This is a genomic window from Aeromonas sp. s7(2024), assembly GCF_040907825.1.
In the GTDB taxonomy this organism is placed as follows: domain Bacteria; phylum Pseudomonadota; class Gammaproteobacteria; order Enterobacterales; family Aeromonadaceae; genus Aeromonas; species Aeromonas veronii.
The window spans coordinates 279236-294145 of the sequence record NZ_JBFOCM010000023.1; the positions used below are offsets into that span (position 1 = coordinate 279236).

The 14910-nt window shown below is 57.1% G+C and carries 14 protein-coding genes and 1 tRNA gene; 4 read left to right on the plus strand and 11 right to left on the minus strand.

What is annotated here, in order from left to right; all coding sequences use genetic code 11:
* Positions 1-79 precede the first annotated feature (79 nt).
* The 6 genes from AB5Y73_RS11000 to fadR all read right to left on the minus strand — a co-directional run bounded on the left by AB5Y73_RS11000 (position 80) and on the right by fadR (position 5691).
* Positions 80-1915 carry a sigma 54-interacting transcriptional regulator gene (locus AB5Y73_RS11000; protein ID WP_279499638.1) on the minus strand — a complete coding sequence of 612 codons (1836 nt, stop codon included), beginning with the start codon at positions 1913-1915 and terminating at the stop codon, positions 80-82.
* A 283-nt stretch (positions 1916-2198) separates the two neighbouring features.
* Entirely contained in the window at positions 2199-2663 is a 465-nt protein-coding gene (locus AB5Y73_RS11005) for a hypothetical protein (protein WP_058056875.1), read from the minus strand.
* Between the two features lie 265 nt (positions 2664-2928).
* The gene (locus AB5Y73_RS11010; protein ID WP_107683067.1) at positions 2929-3813 is read right to left on the minus strand and encodes an AEC family transporter; all 885 of its coding nucleotides are present in this window, start codon (positions 3811-3813) and stop codon (positions 2929-2931) included.
* Positions 3814-3825: 12 nt separating this feature from the next.
* Positions 3826-4383, minus strand: a complete 558-nt coding sequence (locus AB5Y73_RS11015) for a YaeQ family protein (RefSeq protein WP_005336887.1) — start codon at positions 4381-4383, stop codon at positions 3826-3828.
* 188 nt (positions 4384-4571) lie between these two features.
* Entirely contained in the window at positions 4572-4712 is a 141-nt protein-coding gene (locus AB5Y73_RS11020) for a TIGR02808 family protein (protein ID WP_005345965.1), read from the minus strand.
* Between the two features lie 265 nt (positions 4713-4977).
* Positions 4978-5691 carry a fatty acid metabolism transcriptional regulator FadR gene (gene fadR, locus AB5Y73_RS11025; protein WP_026034983.1) on the minus strand — a complete coding sequence of 238 codons (714 nt, stop codon included), beginning with the start codon at positions 5689-5691 and terminating at the stop codon, positions 4978-4980.
* Positions 5692-6024: 333 nt separating this feature from the next.
* On the opposite strand from fadR, the gene nhaB reads away from it, so the two are divergent.
* Both nhaB and dsbB read left to right on the plus strand, forming a co-directional pair.
* Positions 6025-7605: a Na(+)/H(+) antiporter NhaB gene (gene nhaB, locus AB5Y73_RS11030; RefSeq protein WP_107683068.1), complete on the plus strand. Its 1581-nt coding sequence runs from the start codon at positions 6025-6027 to the stop codon at positions 7603-7605.
* A 98-nt stretch (positions 7606-7703) separates the two neighbouring features.
* Positions 7704-8225, plus strand: coding sequence for a disulfide bond formation protein DsbB (gene dsbB / locus AB5Y73_RS11035; RefSeq protein WP_005336895.1), 522 nt, complete (start codon positions 7704-7706; stop codon positions 8223-8225).
* A 76-nt stretch (positions 8226-8301) separates the two neighbouring features.
* On the opposite strand, the gene AB5Y73_RS11040 is transcribed toward dsbB, so the two are convergent.
* From AB5Y73_RS11040 to uvrB, 3 genes are all read right to left on the minus strand, one after another.
* Positions 8302-8949: a DedA family protein gene (locus AB5Y73_RS11040; RefSeq protein ID WP_040069761.1), complete on the minus strand. Its 648-nt coding sequence runs from the start codon at positions 8947-8949 to the stop codon at positions 8302-8304.
* Between the two features lie 179 nt (positions 8950-9128).
* Entirely contained in the window at positions 9129-9386 is a 258-nt protein-coding gene (locus AB5Y73_RS11045; RefSeq protein WP_005360976.1) for a YkvA family protein, read from the minus strand.
* A complete protein-coding gene (uvrB, locus tag AB5Y73_RS11050) occupies positions 9383-11395 on the minus strand; it encodes an excinuclease ABC subunit UvrB (protein ID WP_107683069.1) in 2013 nt (670 codons plus the stop codon). Before uvrB ends, AB5Y73_RS11045 begins: the two co-directional genes overlap by 4 nt.
* Positions 11396-11528: 133 nt before the next feature.
* On the opposite strand from uvrB, the gene AB5Y73_RS11055 reads away from it, so the two are divergent.
* A tRNA-Asn gene (locus AB5Y73_RS11055) sits at positions 11529-11604 on the plus strand.
* 471 nt (positions 11605-12075) lie between these two features.
* Here AB5Y73_RS11055 and AB5Y73_RS11060 read toward each other — a convergent pair.
* Entirely contained in the window at positions 12076-12240 is a 165-nt protein-coding gene (locus AB5Y73_RS11060) for a hypothetical protein (protein WP_162516081.1), read from the minus strand.
* A 137-nt stretch (positions 12241-12377) separates the two neighbouring features.
* Here AB5Y73_RS11060 and AB5Y73_RS11065 point away from each other — a divergent pair, with 137 nt between their 5' ends.
* The gene (locus AB5Y73_RS11065; protein WP_033115819.1) at positions 12378-14063 is read left to right on the plus strand and encodes an aspartate:alanine antiporter; all 1686 of its coding nucleotides are present in this window, start codon (positions 12378-12380) and stop codon (positions 14061-14063) included.
* A gap of 145 nt (positions 14064-14208) precedes the next feature.
* Here AB5Y73_RS11065 and AB5Y73_RS11070 read toward each other — a convergent pair.
* The coding region (locus tag AB5Y73_RS11070) for an IS3 family transposase (protein ID WP_368147339.1) at positions 14209-14910 on the minus strand (702 nt) is incomplete at its 5' end.

Sequence of the window (14910 nt, forward strand, 5' to 3'; positions counted from 1 at the left end):
TCGCACTTTTTTTGCTGCGCCAACAAAAAGCCCGCATCACCATTTGCATGACACGGGCTGAATAGACACCGCCAGACCATCAGGCCTGCACGGCAATATCGTACTTCTTTATCTTGCGATAGAGGGTGGCAATCCCGATCCCCAGCGCCTGTGCGGCCAGTTTTTTGTTGCCGAGCCGCTGCAGGGTCTCTTCTATCATCTGTTTTTCCATGCTCTCAAGGCCGCTCTCACCCGGAACGGGTTCAGGCAGCTTCTCCGGCGTGGCGGCGAGCGGAGCTGTGGCAGGCACATTGAACGCCGCATCCAGGTTGGTCACCGGGATCGACTGGGCCGCCACGTGATGGGGCTCCTGATTGCGGATGATATTGGGGGGCAGCAGGCTGGCGTCAATCACTTCGCCCGCCTGGCTGACGTTGACCAGATATTCGATGAGGTTGCTGAGCTCGCGGACGTTGCCCGGCCAGCGATACCCCTTGAGCAGCGCCATCACCTCGGGAGCCAAACCGGGATAGACGATGCCAATGCGGCTGGTGTGCAGGTTGAGGAAGTAGTGGGTCAGCAGCTCCACGTCCCCTTCCCGCTCCCGCAGTGGCGGCAGGTTGAGGGGGATGACGTTGATGCGGTAGTAGAGATCCTCGCGAAACTTCCCTTCGACGATGTATTTATCGAGATGCTGGTGAGTAGCGGCGATGATGCGAATATCCACCGGCACCGGTCGGCTGGCCCCGATGGGGGTCACCTCCCGCAGCTCCAGCACCCGCAGCAGCTTGGCCTGCATGGTGAGCGGCATGTCGCCAATCTCGTCAAGGAACAGGGTGCCCTGATGGGCTGCCTGAATCAGGCCCTGCTTGCCACCGCTGGAAGCACCGGTAAAGGAGCCCTTCACATAGCCAAACAGCTCGCTCTCCAGCAGTTGTTCGGGAATGGCGGCACAGTTGATGGCGATAAAGGGCTTGTCCTGACGGGGACTCAGGCGATGGACAGCGCGTGCCACCACCTCTTTACCGGTGCCGCTCTCGCCACAAATCAGCACGCTGGAGGGACTCTGGGCGATGCGGTGCAGCAGTCGCTTGAGGGTGCGCATCGGCTTGCTCTCGCCGATCAGCTGATCGATCCGCACATCCGGATCCGGCTCCTGAACCTGACCGGAGTGGGACTGGTGAAACGCCATCAGAAAGAGCTGCTGCCCCTGCACATGATGTAGCTGGCCGATGATCAGCTCCTGACGACCTTCAAAGGTGATGATGTGCTGAAGATGACCACTCAGTCCCTGTTGGGAAAAGGTGAGCGGGCGGATCCCCACTTCGCGCCCCTGCAGCTGTTCCTGCTGGCAACCCAGATGATGGAGCGCCGCCTCGTTGGCGTAGAGAAGTTGACTCTTGTCATCGAGCAGCAGGCAACCCTGATCCATGTTGGTCATCAGATTGAGGAACACCTTGTTGACCCCGTCCGACAGCCCGCGTGAATCGAGCAACTTGGCCACAAAGATGGTGGAGATGTGGCGCACATAGTCGCACACATCCTGAAGATTGTTGTTGAGGCGCGCCTGCTGCTCGTCGCTGAAGGCCACCAGACTGATCACCCCGATGCAGCGCTCGTCCACCATGATGGGCACCCCGAGGAAGGCGCGCTCACGGCAGCTCTCCTTGCAGGTACAACCGTCACACACGGGATCATCGCTTGTGTGGGTAACGATCTTCTCCCGCTGATTATCAATCACATAGCGCAGCAGGCGGGAATCCCCCTCCAGCTGACGTCCGAAGAACTTGCCATAGGGCCCGGTACCAGCCACCCGGACCATATCGGCATCCACAATTTCGACCTCAAGCTGCAGCACACTCGCCAGCATCTTGGCAAAGCGCAAGATGGTCGGCTGGATCTGCATCAACAGACACTGGTTGCTCACGGATCTCATCCATCATTCCTTTTTGTTCTTGTTATCCTCCCCCTAAAGGGAGTCATGCTGGCCAGATACTAAGGGATATTAGGGGGAACTACTTCGGGGGGGATCACGAAAAGGGAAAATGATCCGTATCCTCCGTGACTTCAGTGGCACAGATAAAATTCAATAAAAACATAAAGATGAAAACACATGCAGCAAGATAAATCACTTGGGCCAGACAAGCCTGCTGATCCGCAAAGTCCATCGACAGATCATGCTGAATGTGGGGAAAACAACCTCTGAAATGGCATCTGGTTCACGCACCACGTACCTGTTTCAAGACTTGGCACTCATGGTCGAAATCCGCTTTATCTTGCGGCTGAATGTAACTTTGCCAGCGGGCAAACAGCTCGGCCGTCGGATAACGATGCAGACGAATACCGGTGCGATAGAGTTTGGGAAAAAGTGGGTCTGGCTGGGATCTCACGACCAGACCGCGCAGCTTCTCGCCAGAGGGAATGGTAATCACCAGCTCATCCCCCTCTTTCAACCGTATGGCCCCAAGAATGCCGATGCCGCCGATGGCTATGTCTCGCACCACCACATAGGGCACCGGATTGAGCAACTCCAGAAACCAGTTGCGACGGCGACATTCCGCCTTGTAACCACCGCCACTAAGGATAAAACGGCGGTGTCTGCGCCAGTCATAACCGGTAGGCAATGCCGGGTCATAGCGCGATTTTGCCTGCCCCACAGGATCAGATTGCTCACTTGTGCCCATCCGGTTTCCCTCACTGGCATTGGTTAAACAGTGTCAGTCAGCTCTTTTTCAACTATAGCTGTCGCCGTTAGGCCCTGGGGCTCAGGGCCGGATACGGGGACGACAGATGTATCACGGAGGCAATGATGGACAGAGATGACATGGAAAAGCTTGCTGATCCTGATAGGCTAACTTTCCCCTGCAAGGATGAGATGCGAACGACTGTGACTCGGTTCGATCAAGCAATTGGCCAGTGAGTCGCACCGTCGCACCAATGCAATCTGGCTTAGCCGGGCAGATGAAGTGCCAGCCAGACCGCCAGCGGGATCACCAGCACAGAGAGGGCATTGCCGCCGAGCACGATACTGGCCACCTTGTCCGGCTGGCAGTGATACTGCTCGCAGAGCATGTAATTCAACACCGCAGGGGGCAAGGAAACCGACAACATCAACAGCGGGATCCACTCCGTCTTGAGCGGCAACAGCCAGATCGCCAGCAGCAGCGACAATCCCCCCGCCAGCAGATAGAGCAGGTTGCACTTGAGCGCGAGGCCAAGGTGATCGAGTTCTCCCTCCATCAGGCGAATACCCAGCGCAAAGAGCATCAGGGGCACCGAGATCTGACCGAGCAGCGAGGCCGTGGTCACCACATATTCCGGCAGCGTAATGTGCAGGTTGGCCACCAGCAAACCGGCCAGCGCGGCCCACAACACAGGGCTGCGCAGCCACAGCCAGCGGGAGGTATTTGCCGAGAGGATAAACATGCCGACCGAAAAGTGCAGCAGATTGGAGAGCACAAAGAGGATCACGATGGCCCCCAGTTGCTGCTCGCCAAACGCCAGCACCATCAAGGGGATACCGAGATTGCCGGTATTTCGGAACATGGCGGGCAAGATCAGCGCTGCCCGCTCAATCCCTTTGAGTTTGATCAGTGCGAGCAGCAGACCGGGTAACAGGATAACCAGCGCCCCCGCCGCAATCAGCGGCAGATGCTCCGCCAGCGCCAGCGGGTACTTGACCAGCGCGGAGAAGACCAGCGCCGGGGTAAACAGCTCGATATTGGCCCGATTGACGTAACCGAGCGCGGCCCCCGGTCGCAATCGCCCATAGAGGGCGCCGAGCCCGACCACACCGAACACCGGAATGACGATATTGAGCAAGGCGCTGAACATGGGCGGCGTCCGTTACAGTTCGCGGGCCGGTTTGCCCATCAGCACCACCGGATCCAGCGTCACTTCCAGTGCGCCGTTACTGACCCAGAGCTGACCATCAGAGATAGTGCAGGTGAGCTGCATGGTACGTTCGACCATGGCGGTCAGCGGCAGGGTCTGGCTGTCGGAGAGTTCGATGATGCTGAGGTTGTCATGCTGGCTCAGCTTGCCCTGGTTCTGCTTCCACCAGACGCTGGTGCCACGACCGCCGTAGAGGTAGAGCACCACCTGACGGGCACGGTTACAGGCTTTTTTCAGCCGTTTTTCATCGGGTTGGCCCAGCTCGATCCAGAGCTCTATTTCGTCCGAGTAGTTCTTGCACCAGAGCTCGGGTTCATCATCGGCGCTCAATCCCTTGGTGAACTCCAGTCGTTCAGCGGCATGCCAGGCAAAAGCCGCCAGCCGGATCATCATCCGCTCATCGGTTTCGGAGGGGTGGCGCGCCAGCGTGAGGGAGAAGTCCTGATACAGATTGCGATCCATATCAGACAAACTGATCTGGGCCTTGAATACGGTTGCCTTGAGAGCCATAGAAAACCTTGAACACCTGATAAGAGAAGGGTGAGTGGGAAATACGGGCGCCAGTGTAATCAAAATCGGCGGCAGGTTCGACCATCCTGACCAAAGATTTCCCCTTCCCTGCCGGGATAAGTGCTTTAAAAGACACAAAAAACAAATGCCAGTCCGAAGACTGGCATTTGGCGGCATGGAGAAGCGACTCACTTCTCGGCGGACTGTACCCCGAACGCATTCAGCAGCATGCAACAGGTCACTGCCACCGCCACGAATCCGCTCAGAAAGATAAAGGGCATGGCCCCGTATCCCAGTACTGTCCAGATGGTGTGTTCAAGAAGACTCATTGTTGTGTCCTTCATCCGGTGAAAGGTGTGTTCCTTCTGGCGGATATTGGCTCCGCTCTTGATGCCTCCATTTGACCTCAATCAGCGGTTGGGTCCTATGCCACCAAAGTGATAAATGCAGGGTTCATTTGCGCTGGATCAAGCTTTTTGGCCAAATATCCATGCAGTTCAAGCAATTACCATCACCAATCTAGGATAGACACAAACACGGCAGAATAAAAAAACGCGCCGGATGGCGCGTTTCCTGGACAGCACAGGCAAGGGATCAGTTGTCGCACAGATCGCTTGGCATGTCCTGACGCAGGCGTGTCCACAGCTTGCCGGACTCGATACCGTACTGACGCACTGTCATGAACACAGCTTCGTGGTTCTTGGTCTCCGCCAGATTGAGCAGGGTCTTGTAGTAGGCGTCTGCGGTCTCGCGGGCCTGCTTGTCGGAGAAGTAGTAGCTGCCGACCCGGCTGTACAACCCTTTGAAACCGTTCAGGATCAAAGCATAGATCGGATTGCCGGAAGCAAACGCCAGCTGGTGGTGCAGGCGATAATCGAACTCGGCATAAGCCTGGGCGTTGTTCTCGACCCCATCGGCGCCACGCAGGATCTCGGCGGCCTGTTCCGGATTGTGACGGATCGCCCCGCGGATAAAGATGGTGCAGATGTGGGTACGGGCGGAAAGCAGCTGAGCTATCAGATCAGGTACCTTGTCCTGATCCAGACGAGCCAACGTCTCCAGAATATTGAGGCCGGACGTTTCCCAGAAATTGTTCACCTTGGTCGGCTTGCCATGCTGTATGGTCAACCAGCCATCACGGGCCAGTCGCTGCAGCACTTCGCGCAAGGTAGTCCGCGTCACCCCGATCAACTCGGATAATTCACGCTCGGCGGGCAGAATAGATCCGGGAGGAAAGCGATTGTTCCAGATGGACTCGATGATGTATTCCTCGGCAAACCCAGCTGGGCTCTGCGCTTTTATAACCATGAATTGACTCTGTTGTAATGCGTAAAAAGGCTGACGAATGATATCAAAGCGATGATGGCTGGCAAGCATAAGGTCAGTCCTCTGCTCACATATGGCAAATATAGTGTTGGGAATATGTATCTAATCGCCACGAGGGAGCCAGCCAACCCCGACAAGGTGGTTATAAAACAGACAGATGGGCAGAGATCCATCGGCTATCATTTATAATCGTCACGCTTTTTGATTAAAATCACGAGGAATCAGACAGATAAAGGCCAACATCCGGAGGCACAGGTCGAATCATCCTTGACTGCATAGAAGCAGATCCTAACAACAAAGTTGAGACCCATTATCATGCCAATAAGCCTAGGGCAGGCATTCGCCAAGAACTTCTTGGGCAATGCACCACAGTGGTATAAAAGCGCCATCTTGCTATTTCTGGTAATCAATCCGATTGCCTTCCACCTTGATCCTTTCATTGCGGGCTGGTTACTGGTCGTTGAGTTTATCTTCACCCTGGCCATGGCCCTCAAATGCTACCCCCTGCAACCGGGTGGTCTGCTCGCGATCGAAGCCGTGTTGATCGGCATGACCTCCGCCGATCAGGTCAAACACGAGTTAGTCGCCAATATCGAAGTGCTGCTGTTGCTGGTGTTCATGGTGGCAGGCATCTATTTCATGAAGCAGCTGCTGCTCTATGTCTTCACCAAGCTGCTGATCGGCGTACGCTCCAAGATCCTGCTCTCCCTCTCCTTCTGTCTGGTCTCAGCCTTCCTGTCAGCTTTTCTCGATGCCCTGACCGTGATTGCCGTGGTGATCAGTGTCGCCACCGGCTTTTACGCTATCTATCACAAGGTCTCGTCCGGCAAGGAGTTTGGTCACAGCCATGACCATACCGATGATAAGGAAGTCGCCGAGCTCAATCGCCAGGATCTCGACGATTTTCGTGCCTTCCTGCGCAGCCTGATGATGCATGCCGCCATCGGTACCGCGCTGGGTGGTGTCTGCACCCTGGTGGGCGAGCCGCAAAACCTCATCATCGGCGAGCAAGCCAGCTGGAACTTCGCCGAATTTGCCATTCGCATGTCTCCCGTCACCGTCCCCGTCTTTATCTGCGGTCTGCTGACCTGCGTGCTGGTGGAGCAGTTCCGCTGGTTTGGTTATGGTGCACGCCTGCCGGACACGGTGCGTGCCATCATGGAGGAGTACAATCGCTACGAAGAGGCAAAACGCAGCCCGCAAGACAAGGCCAAGCTGATCGTTCAGGCGTTGATTGCGGTCTGGCTAATCGTCGGTCTGGCCATGCACCTGGCAGCCGTTGGTCTAATTGGCCTCTCGGTCATCGTGCTGGCCACCTCCCTGACCGGGATCACCGAGGAGCACTCGCTGGGTAAAGCCTTCCAGGAGGCACTCCCCTTCACCGCCCTGCTGGCGGTCTTCTTCAGCGTAGTCGCCGTCATCATCGATCAGCAGCTGTTCAAGCCGGTGATCCAGCTGGTACTGGCAGCCAAACCGGAGAACCAGCTGGCCCTCTTCTATCTGGCCAACGGGGTGCTCTCCATGGTCAGTGACAACGTCTTTGTCGGCACCGTCTACATCAATGAGGTGAAGACGGCCATGCTCAATGGTGCCATCGACCGCGCCCAGTTCGATCTGCTGGCGGTAGCCATCAACACAGGTACCAACCTGCCGTCGGTCGCCACCCCCAATGGTCAGGCCGCCTTCCTGTTTATGCTCACTTCGGCATTGGCGCCGCTGCTGCGTCTCTCCTATGGCCGCATGGTCTGGATGGCGCTGCCCTACACATTGGTGCTGGGACTGATCGGCTTTTTCTCTGTCGAATTGCTGCTTGGTCCTGCCACCGAGTGGTTCTATCAGCATGGATGGCTGATGATGGAGAGTGCGCTGCCAGCGGTACAGCCGGCGCTGCATTAATCCGTTGCGACGGTTTCCGAGGGCCCTTTCAGGGCCCTTTTCTTTTCGGTTCCGCTCTGCTCTAATTCAGCCACTGTTTTTTCTGAGAGATCAATGAGATGATCGAGTTTCTCCGCCGTATTGCCGCCCATCGTCTGGCTTGGGGCTTGTTGGCAGCATCAGCCCTGTTCCTCGAGTTGTGTGCCCTCTTCTTCCAGCATGTGCTGGGCCTCTCCCCGTGCGTGATGTGTGTTTACGAACGGTTGGCGACCCTGGGGGTGCTGGCCGCTGGTCTGCTCGGCATGGTGGCGCCGGATAAGTGGTATGTTCGCTGGAGTGCCATGTTGCTGTGGGGCTACAGTGCCTTCCGTGGCTTCCAGCTGGCCCTCAAGCATGTGGACTATCAGGTTAACCCCTCCCCGTTCAACGTCTGCAGCCCGTTTGCCGACTTCCCGAGCTGGGCTCCGCTCGATCAGTGGCTCCCATGGCTCTTTATGCCAGAAGGGGATTGTGCCCAGATCACCTGGCAGTTCTTCGGTTACTCCATGCCCCAGTGGCTGGTTGTCATCTTCGCCGCTTACCTGTTGGTCTTCACCGTGGTGGCCATCGGCAATCTGGTGAAAGGACGCTGCTGCAACTGATCATCATGCCCGCGTGGAAATAAAAAGGGGGAGCCATTATAGCCCCCCTTTCTCGTTCTGGCTGACCGTATTCTGGTTACGCCCTGGCTGTACTCATCTTGGCCTTGACCGCACCAATCACCATGGGCAACAGGGAGATACCGATGATGCCGAAGATCAGCAGGGTAAAGTTGTGACGCACCACCGGCAGATTGCCAAAGAAGTGGCCGGCATAGACGAAGGAGAGTACCCACAGCAGACCGCCAACCAGGTTGAACGCCAGGAAGCGCGGATAGGTCATGGCTCCCATCCCTGCCACAAACGGCGCAAACGTACGCACAATAGGCAGGAAACGGGTGATGATGATGGTCTTGCCACCATGCTTGGCATAGAAAGCGTGGGTCTTCTCCAGATAGTCGCGGCGAAAGATTTTGGAGTCCGGGTTGCGGAACAGCTGCTCGCCGAAGAAGTGACCAATGGTGTAGTTGACCACGTTGCCCAGCACGGCAGCGATGATCAGCACGGCCGCCAGGGTATGGACGTCCAGCACGCTGCCCACGGTAAGTGCACCGGCGGCAAACAGCAGGGAGTCACCCGGCAGGAACGGCGTCACTACCAACCCGGTTTCACAGAAGATGATCAGAAACAGGATGGCGTAAACCCAGACGCCATAGTTCTCGAACAGCTCTTTCAAATGCACGTCAACGTGCAGGATAAAGTCGATTGCAAAGAGGATCAGATCCATTTTTTCCATACCCATAAAGTGAACGGCGTGGAGTCTACGCCAATGCCATCCGGGCGACAATCACCGGAGCAGCCTCTTTTTTGTCCCGCTGCGCCCACCTTCAAATGAAACCGTTTTTCCGCTTCCTTCGAGGATGGGAGCACAAAGAGAGATGCCGAGCATGGAGTTGAAAAGGTGAACTAGGAGGCCTGTTCCAGATCGCTGCGCACTGCGGGGGGAAGACAACGCTCCCATCCCCATAGCAACACCAGCAGCAGGGTCACATCATCGAACCAACCCAGCAAGGGCACCACGTCGGGGATAAGATCCACCGGACTGATGCCATAGAGCAGGATAAGGATCACCAGGCCCCTCGCCCACCAGGGGGTACCGGGATGACGAAAGCCCTGATAGAGACGACGAAGTCGTTGCCAAATCAGCCAGCGTTTACGGCTCATGATTCGATCAACTCGCTGCGCAACCGCTGGATCTGATCCCGCAGTGCCGCCGCCTGCTCGAACTCCAGATCCCGGGCATGCTGGAACATCTGCTCCTCCATCCGCTTGATCTCTTTGGCAATCTCGCTGGCAGAGCGGACATGGTATTCCCCTTGCGGCTCGGCTGCCTTGCGCATCCCCTTGCCTGGTTTACCTGCCGTGCGGCTGCCCCCCATGTCCATCACATCGCCAATGGATTTGTTGAGCCCTTTGGGGGTGATCCCATGCTTGAGGTTATGGGCATGCTGCAAGGTGCGGCGCCGCTCGGTCTCCTCAATGGCTACCTTCATCGAGTTGGTGATGGTATCGCCGTAGAGAATGACCTTGCCGTTGAGGTTACGCGCCGCCCGGCCGATGGTCTGGATCAGCGAACGAGTGGAGCGCAGGAAGCCCTCTTTATCTGCATCGAGAATCGCCACCAGCGACACTTCCGGCATGTCGAGACCTTCCCGCAGCAGGTTGATGCCCACCAGCACATCGAACTTGCCAAGGCGCAGATCGCGAATTATCTCCACCCGCTCCACAGTATCGATGTCGGAGTGGAGGTAACGCACCTTGACGTCGTGCTCCGCCAGATATTCGGTCAAGTCTTCCGCCATCCGCTTGGTCAGGGTAGTGACCAGCACCCGCTCCTCCACCGCCACCCGCTTGCGGATCTCGGAGAGCAGATCGTCCACCTGAGTAGTCACAGGACGCACCTCGATCTCCGGATCGAGCAGGCCGGTTGGGCGCACCACCTGCTGCACCACATCGCCGCCGGACTTCTCCAGCTCGTAGAGGCCGGGAGTCGCCGAAACAAACACCGTCTGCGGCATCAGCGCTTCAAATTCGTCGAACTTGAGCGGCCGGTTGTCCAGCGCCGAGGGGAGCCGGAAGCCGTACTCCACCAGGGTCTCCTTGCGGGAGCGGTCCCCTTTGAACATGGCGCCGATCTGCGGCACCGTAACGTGGGACTCATCGATGATGAGCAGGCCGTCCCCCGGCAAGTAGTCAAACAGGGTGGGCGGCGGCTCCCCCGGCGCACGGCCGGAAAGGTAGCGGCTGTAGTTCTCTATGCCGGAGCAGTAACCCAGCTCCTGCATCATCTCCATGTCGAACTGGGTACGCTGGCTGATGCGCTGCTCTTCAACCAGCTTGTTGAGGGACAACAGCTGCTCGCGGCGGCTGCGCAGCTCCTCCTTGATGTGCTCGATAGCCCCCAGAATGGTCTCGCGCGGGGTAGCGTAGTGGGTCTTGGGGTAGATGGTATAGCGCACCACCGTCTGCTCGATGGCGCCGGTCAGGGGATCGAACTGGGAGAGGCGCTCCACCTCTTCATCAAAGAGTTCTACCCGCAGGGCCAGCTTGTCCGATTCGGCAGGGTAGATGTCGATCACTTCACCGCGCACCCGGAAGGTACCGCGTTGAAACGCCATGTCGTTACGGGTGTACTGCAGCTCGGCGAGACGGCGCAGGATATCCCGCTGGTTGATCACATCCCCCACTTTCAAGTGCAGCATCATGCTTAGATAAGCTTGGGGATCCCCCAGACCATAGATGGCCGACACCGAAGCAACGATCACCACGTCGCGCCGCTCCAGCAACGCCTTGGTGGCCGACAATCGCATCTGCTCGATGTGATCGTTGATCGAGGCATCCTTCTCAATAAAGGTGTCGGTGGTCGGCACATAGGCTTCGGGCTGGTAGTAGTCGTAGTAGGAGACGAAATACTCCACCGCGTTGTCGGGGAAAAACTCCTTCATCTCGCCATAGAGCTGGGCGGCCAGGGTCTTGTTGGGAGCCAGGATCATGGTCGGGCGGTTCAGGGTGGCGATGACGTTGGCCATGGTGAAGGTCTTGCCTGAACCGGTCACCCCGAGCAGGGTCTGGTGGGCCAGCCCCGACTCGATGCCATCCAGCAGTTGGGCAATCGCCGCGGGCTGATCCCCGGCGGGTTGAAACTGGCTGGCTAACTTGAACAATTTGCTCATGAACACTCCCGACACAAAACAGCAGAGGAGCAGTGTAACCGAGGGTTTGGCAGCGGTACACCCGTGCCATCATCCCGCGAATGGCTTGACCACCTCGGACACCTTCTGTATGATGCTCCTCCTTGCCTGATGTTCCCCCGTAGTTCAGTCGGTAGAACGGCGGACTGTTAATCCGTATGTCACTGGTTCAAGTCCAGTCGGGGGAGCCAATTCCTCACCATCTCGGTGCAAGTTATCCACTTTAGTGCCCTCCTCTGCCAATTTTAATGCACAAGATCCTTCTTGCTGCTGACGCTCCCTTTTGTTACCCGTCCCGGCTCGACAGAGTTTTCTCCTGTCGCATCTAACTATTTGATTTTTATACAAATATTTTTCTTCCGGTATTTTTTGAACAGCCCTTGCATCCCAGTGCTGGCGCGGCTTTCAGGGTGATGAACAAGTTTCATAAACAGGGTTATCCACAGATTCTGTGGGTAAGTGCAGCAAGCCCTGTCAGGACGCGGGATTGCCCTTGATGACCCCCGGCGAAGAGTCATTTTGCTGGCCAACCTGATTTTATGCTGTTTTTTTGCTCCCTCAGGAACAGCGGGGTGACAGGCTCTATTGGCACTTTTTAGAGGCATCTTTTTGCCAACCCATGCCCCATGGGCGAATGGGCAAATATCAAGCTGATTTGCCCCTCAGCCAAGCATGGCGGCCATCGGTTGAATCTGCTGAAACTGATCCCCGCCAAGCGGCTGAACAGCAGAATCTAAAATATCGGCCTGCGCCAGAGCACTTCGGTCGCGGGCAGCAGATTTCACTAATTGACAACGGCGGTTACAGCAAAAATTGCCAGATTTCATCCGCTTGTCTCCCTATCACGCCGCCGGTTCCACAAATAGCGTCCGATAACGTCCGATTAATCGCTCCCTTGCGCTTCTTTATTGGGGATAGATCCGGCACAATATCGGCCCCACTTTTTTCCTCGGTTATTCCGGGCATGACCATAGACTTTGTGACACTGCTACATCAAAGCGACTCCCTGCTGCTCTTCGTGGTGCTGGCTTTTGGCCTGCTGCTTGGCAAGGTACGGATTGGCAACTTTCAGATTGGCAACACCATAGGTGTGCTGTTTACCGCCCTGCTGTTTGGCCAGATGGGCTTCGAGTTCACCGCCACGACCGAGAACGTCGGCTTCATGCTCTTCATCTTCTGCGTGGGGATCGAAGCCGGGCCCCACTTCTTCAGCGTCTTCCTGCGCGATGGCATCCACTACATCACCCTAACTCTGGTGATCCTGCTGACCGCCCTCTTCCTGACGGTAGGGCTGGCCAAGTTCTTCAATCTGGGGCCCGGGATGGCGGCCGGCATTCTGGCGGGGTCGCTCACCTCGACTCCTGCGCTGGTCGGTGCTCAGGATGCCCTGCGCAGTGGCCTGCTCAACCTGCCCCATCAGACTGATATGCAGGCGGTGCTCGACAATATGGGTATCGGCTACGCCCTGACCTATCTGGTGGGTCTGGTTGGCCTGATGCTGGTCGTGCGATACCTCCCTTCGCTGGCACGGCTCGATCTCAACACCGAGGCGCAAAAAATTGCCCGTGAGCGGGGTCTCTCCGACAGCGACAGTCGCAAGACCTACCTGCCCATCATCCGCGCCTATCGGGTTGGCCCCGAGCTAGCAGCCTGGATTGGCGGCCGCACCCTGCGTGAAACTGGCATCTATCCCCACACCGGCTGCTATGTGGAGCGGATCCGCCGCAACGGCATTCTCGCCAGTCCCGATGGCGATGCCGTCATTCAGGAAGGGGACGAAATCGCCCTTGTGGGCTATCCCGAAAGCCACGAGAAGCTGGACGTCAACTACCGCAACGGTAAAGAGGTGTTTGATCGCAACCTGCTCGACCTGCAGATCGTCACCGAAGAGATCGTGGTAAAGAACGACTCCGTGGTGGGTCGTCATCTGGTGGAACTCAACCTGACCGAGAAGGGGTGCTTCCTCAACCGGGTGGTGCGTTCCCAAATCGAGATGCCGTTCGATCGCAACATCATGCTGCAAAAAGGCGACGTGCTGCAGATCAGCGGCGAAAAACAGCGGGTCAAACTGCTGGCCAACAAGATAGGCTTTATCAGTATCCACAGCCAGACCACGGATCTGGTGGCCTTCACCACCTTCTTCGTGCTGGGGCTGCTGATCGGTTCCGTCTCGCTGGTGTTCGGCCAGATTGAATTTGGCCTCGGCAACGCAGTCGGTCTGCTGCTGGCAGGCATTCTGATGGGGTATCTGCGGGCCAACCACCCGACGGTCGGCTACGTGCCCCCGGGCGCCCTGCGACTGGCCAAAGATCTTGGTTTGGCGGTCTTTATGGTGAGCACCGGTCTCAAGGCGGGTGGCGGCATTCTGGATCACCTGAGCGAAGTGGGTGCCGTGGTGCTCTTCTCCGGTATGCTGGTCACGACGCTGCCGGTGCTGGTCGGCTACCTGTTCGGGGTCTGGGTATTGAAGATGAACCCGGCCCTGCTGCTCGGTGCCATCACAGGTGCCCGAACCTGTGCCCCGGCGATGGATGTGGTCAACGAGGCAGCCAACAGCTCCATTCCGGCGCTCGGTTATGCCGGTACCTATGCGGTAGCCAACGTGATGCTGACCCTGGCGGGCTCCTTTATCATTGGCTTCTGGTTCTAGCAGCCATCACATTATCGCTAACAAAGAAGGGAGCCTAAGGCTCCCTTCTTGCTATCTACTCCACTAGAGAGATGTAGATCCGGTTCATTGGTGTGGCGTCACCTCCCCCACCATCTGCGCTGAAATCTGCCACTAACTGTAGTGGTCAACTAAATCCGGACACTTGGTTAGGCCGATCCTCGGCTTTTGCTGGCGGCATCCCGTCATTGTGGTGATGTGGACGCCGCCAGTTGTAGTAATCCATCAGGTAATAACTGATATCTCGTTTCGCTTCTCGCAAGCTCATATATCCCATAGCCGGGAGCCACTCTGACTTCAGGCTTCTGAACAACCGTTCCATCGGGGCATTATCCCAGCAGTTTCCACGCCGACTCATGCTCTGGGTTATGCGATAGCGCCACAGTCGTTGCTGAAGTGCCCGGCTACCATATTGGCTGCCCTGGTCGGAGTGAAATAGCACACCGGATGGGCAATCCCGCTGCTGATAGGCCATTTCCAGTGCTTTGATTGCCAATTCTGCATCAGGTTTATCAGACATCGCCCAGCCCACGACCCGCCGGGTGTGCAGGTCAAGCACCGCTGCCAGGTAATGCCAGCGTCCACCTGCCCAGACGTAGGTGATATCGCCACACCACACCTGATTGGGTTGCTGGACATCAAATTCGCGAGCCAGCAGATTGGGAATATCCGGTCGTTCAGACCGAGCGACCTGATAGCGATGAGCGCCCGGTTGCTTGGATACCAGACCGGCTTCCTTCATCAGGTTACGTACTTTGAATCGGCCAATCTGATACCCCAACTCTCGCATCATCGACATCAAGGCGCGGCTGCCCGCTGAGTTCCGGCT

Coding starts and splice junctions, on each gene's coding strand:
- AB5Y73_RS11000 (WP_279499638.1), bottom strand. CDS start 1,915: ATGAGATCCGTGAGCAACCAGTGTCTGTTGATGCAGATCCAGCCGACC.
- AB5Y73_RS11005 (WP_058056875.1), bottom strand. CDS start 2,663: ATGGGCACAAGTGAGCAATCTGATCCTGTGGGGCAGGCAAAATCGCGC.
- AB5Y73_RS11010 (WP_107683067.1), bottom strand. CDS start 3,813: ATGTTCAGCGCCTTGCTCAATATCGTCATTCCGGTGTTCGGTGTGGTC.
- AB5Y73_RS11015 (WP_005336887.1), bottom strand. CDS start 4,383: ATGGCTCTCAAGGCAACCGTATTCAAGGCCCAGATCAGTTTGTCTGAT.
- AB5Y73_RS11020 (WP_005345965.1), bottom strand. CDS start 4,712: ATGAGTCTTCTTGAACACACCATCTGGACAGTACTGGGATACGGGGCC.
- fadR (WP_026034983.1), bottom strand. CDS start 5,691: ATGGTTATAAAAGCGCAGAGCCCAGCTGGGTTTGCCGAGGAATACATC.
- nhaB (WP_107683068.1), top strand. CDS start 6,025: ATGCCAATAAGCCTAGGGCAGGCATTCGCCAAGAACTTCTTGGGCAAT.
- dsbB (WP_005336895.1), top strand. CDS start 7,704: ATGATCGAGTTTCTCCGCCGTATTGCCGCCCATCGTCTGGCTTGGGGC.
- AB5Y73_RS11040 (WP_040069761.1), bottom strand. CDS start 8,949: ATGGATCTGATCCTCTTTGCAATCGACTTTATCCTGCACGTTGACGTG.
- AB5Y73_RS11045 (WP_005360976.1), bottom strand. CDS start 9,386: ATGAGCCGTAAACGCTGGCTGATTTGGCAACGACTTCGTCGTCTCTAT.
- uvrB (WP_107683069.1), bottom strand. CDS start 11,395: ATGAGCAAATTGTTCAAGTTAGCCAGCCAGTTTCAACCCGCCGGGGAT.
- AB5Y73_RS11060 (WP_162516081.1), bottom strand. CDS start 12,240: ATGAAATCTGGCAATTTTTGCTGTAACCGCCGTTGTCAATTAGTGAAA.
- AB5Y73_RS11065 (WP_033115819.1), top strand. CDS start 12,378: ATGACCATAGACTTTGTGACACTGCTACATCAAAGCGACTCCCTGCTG.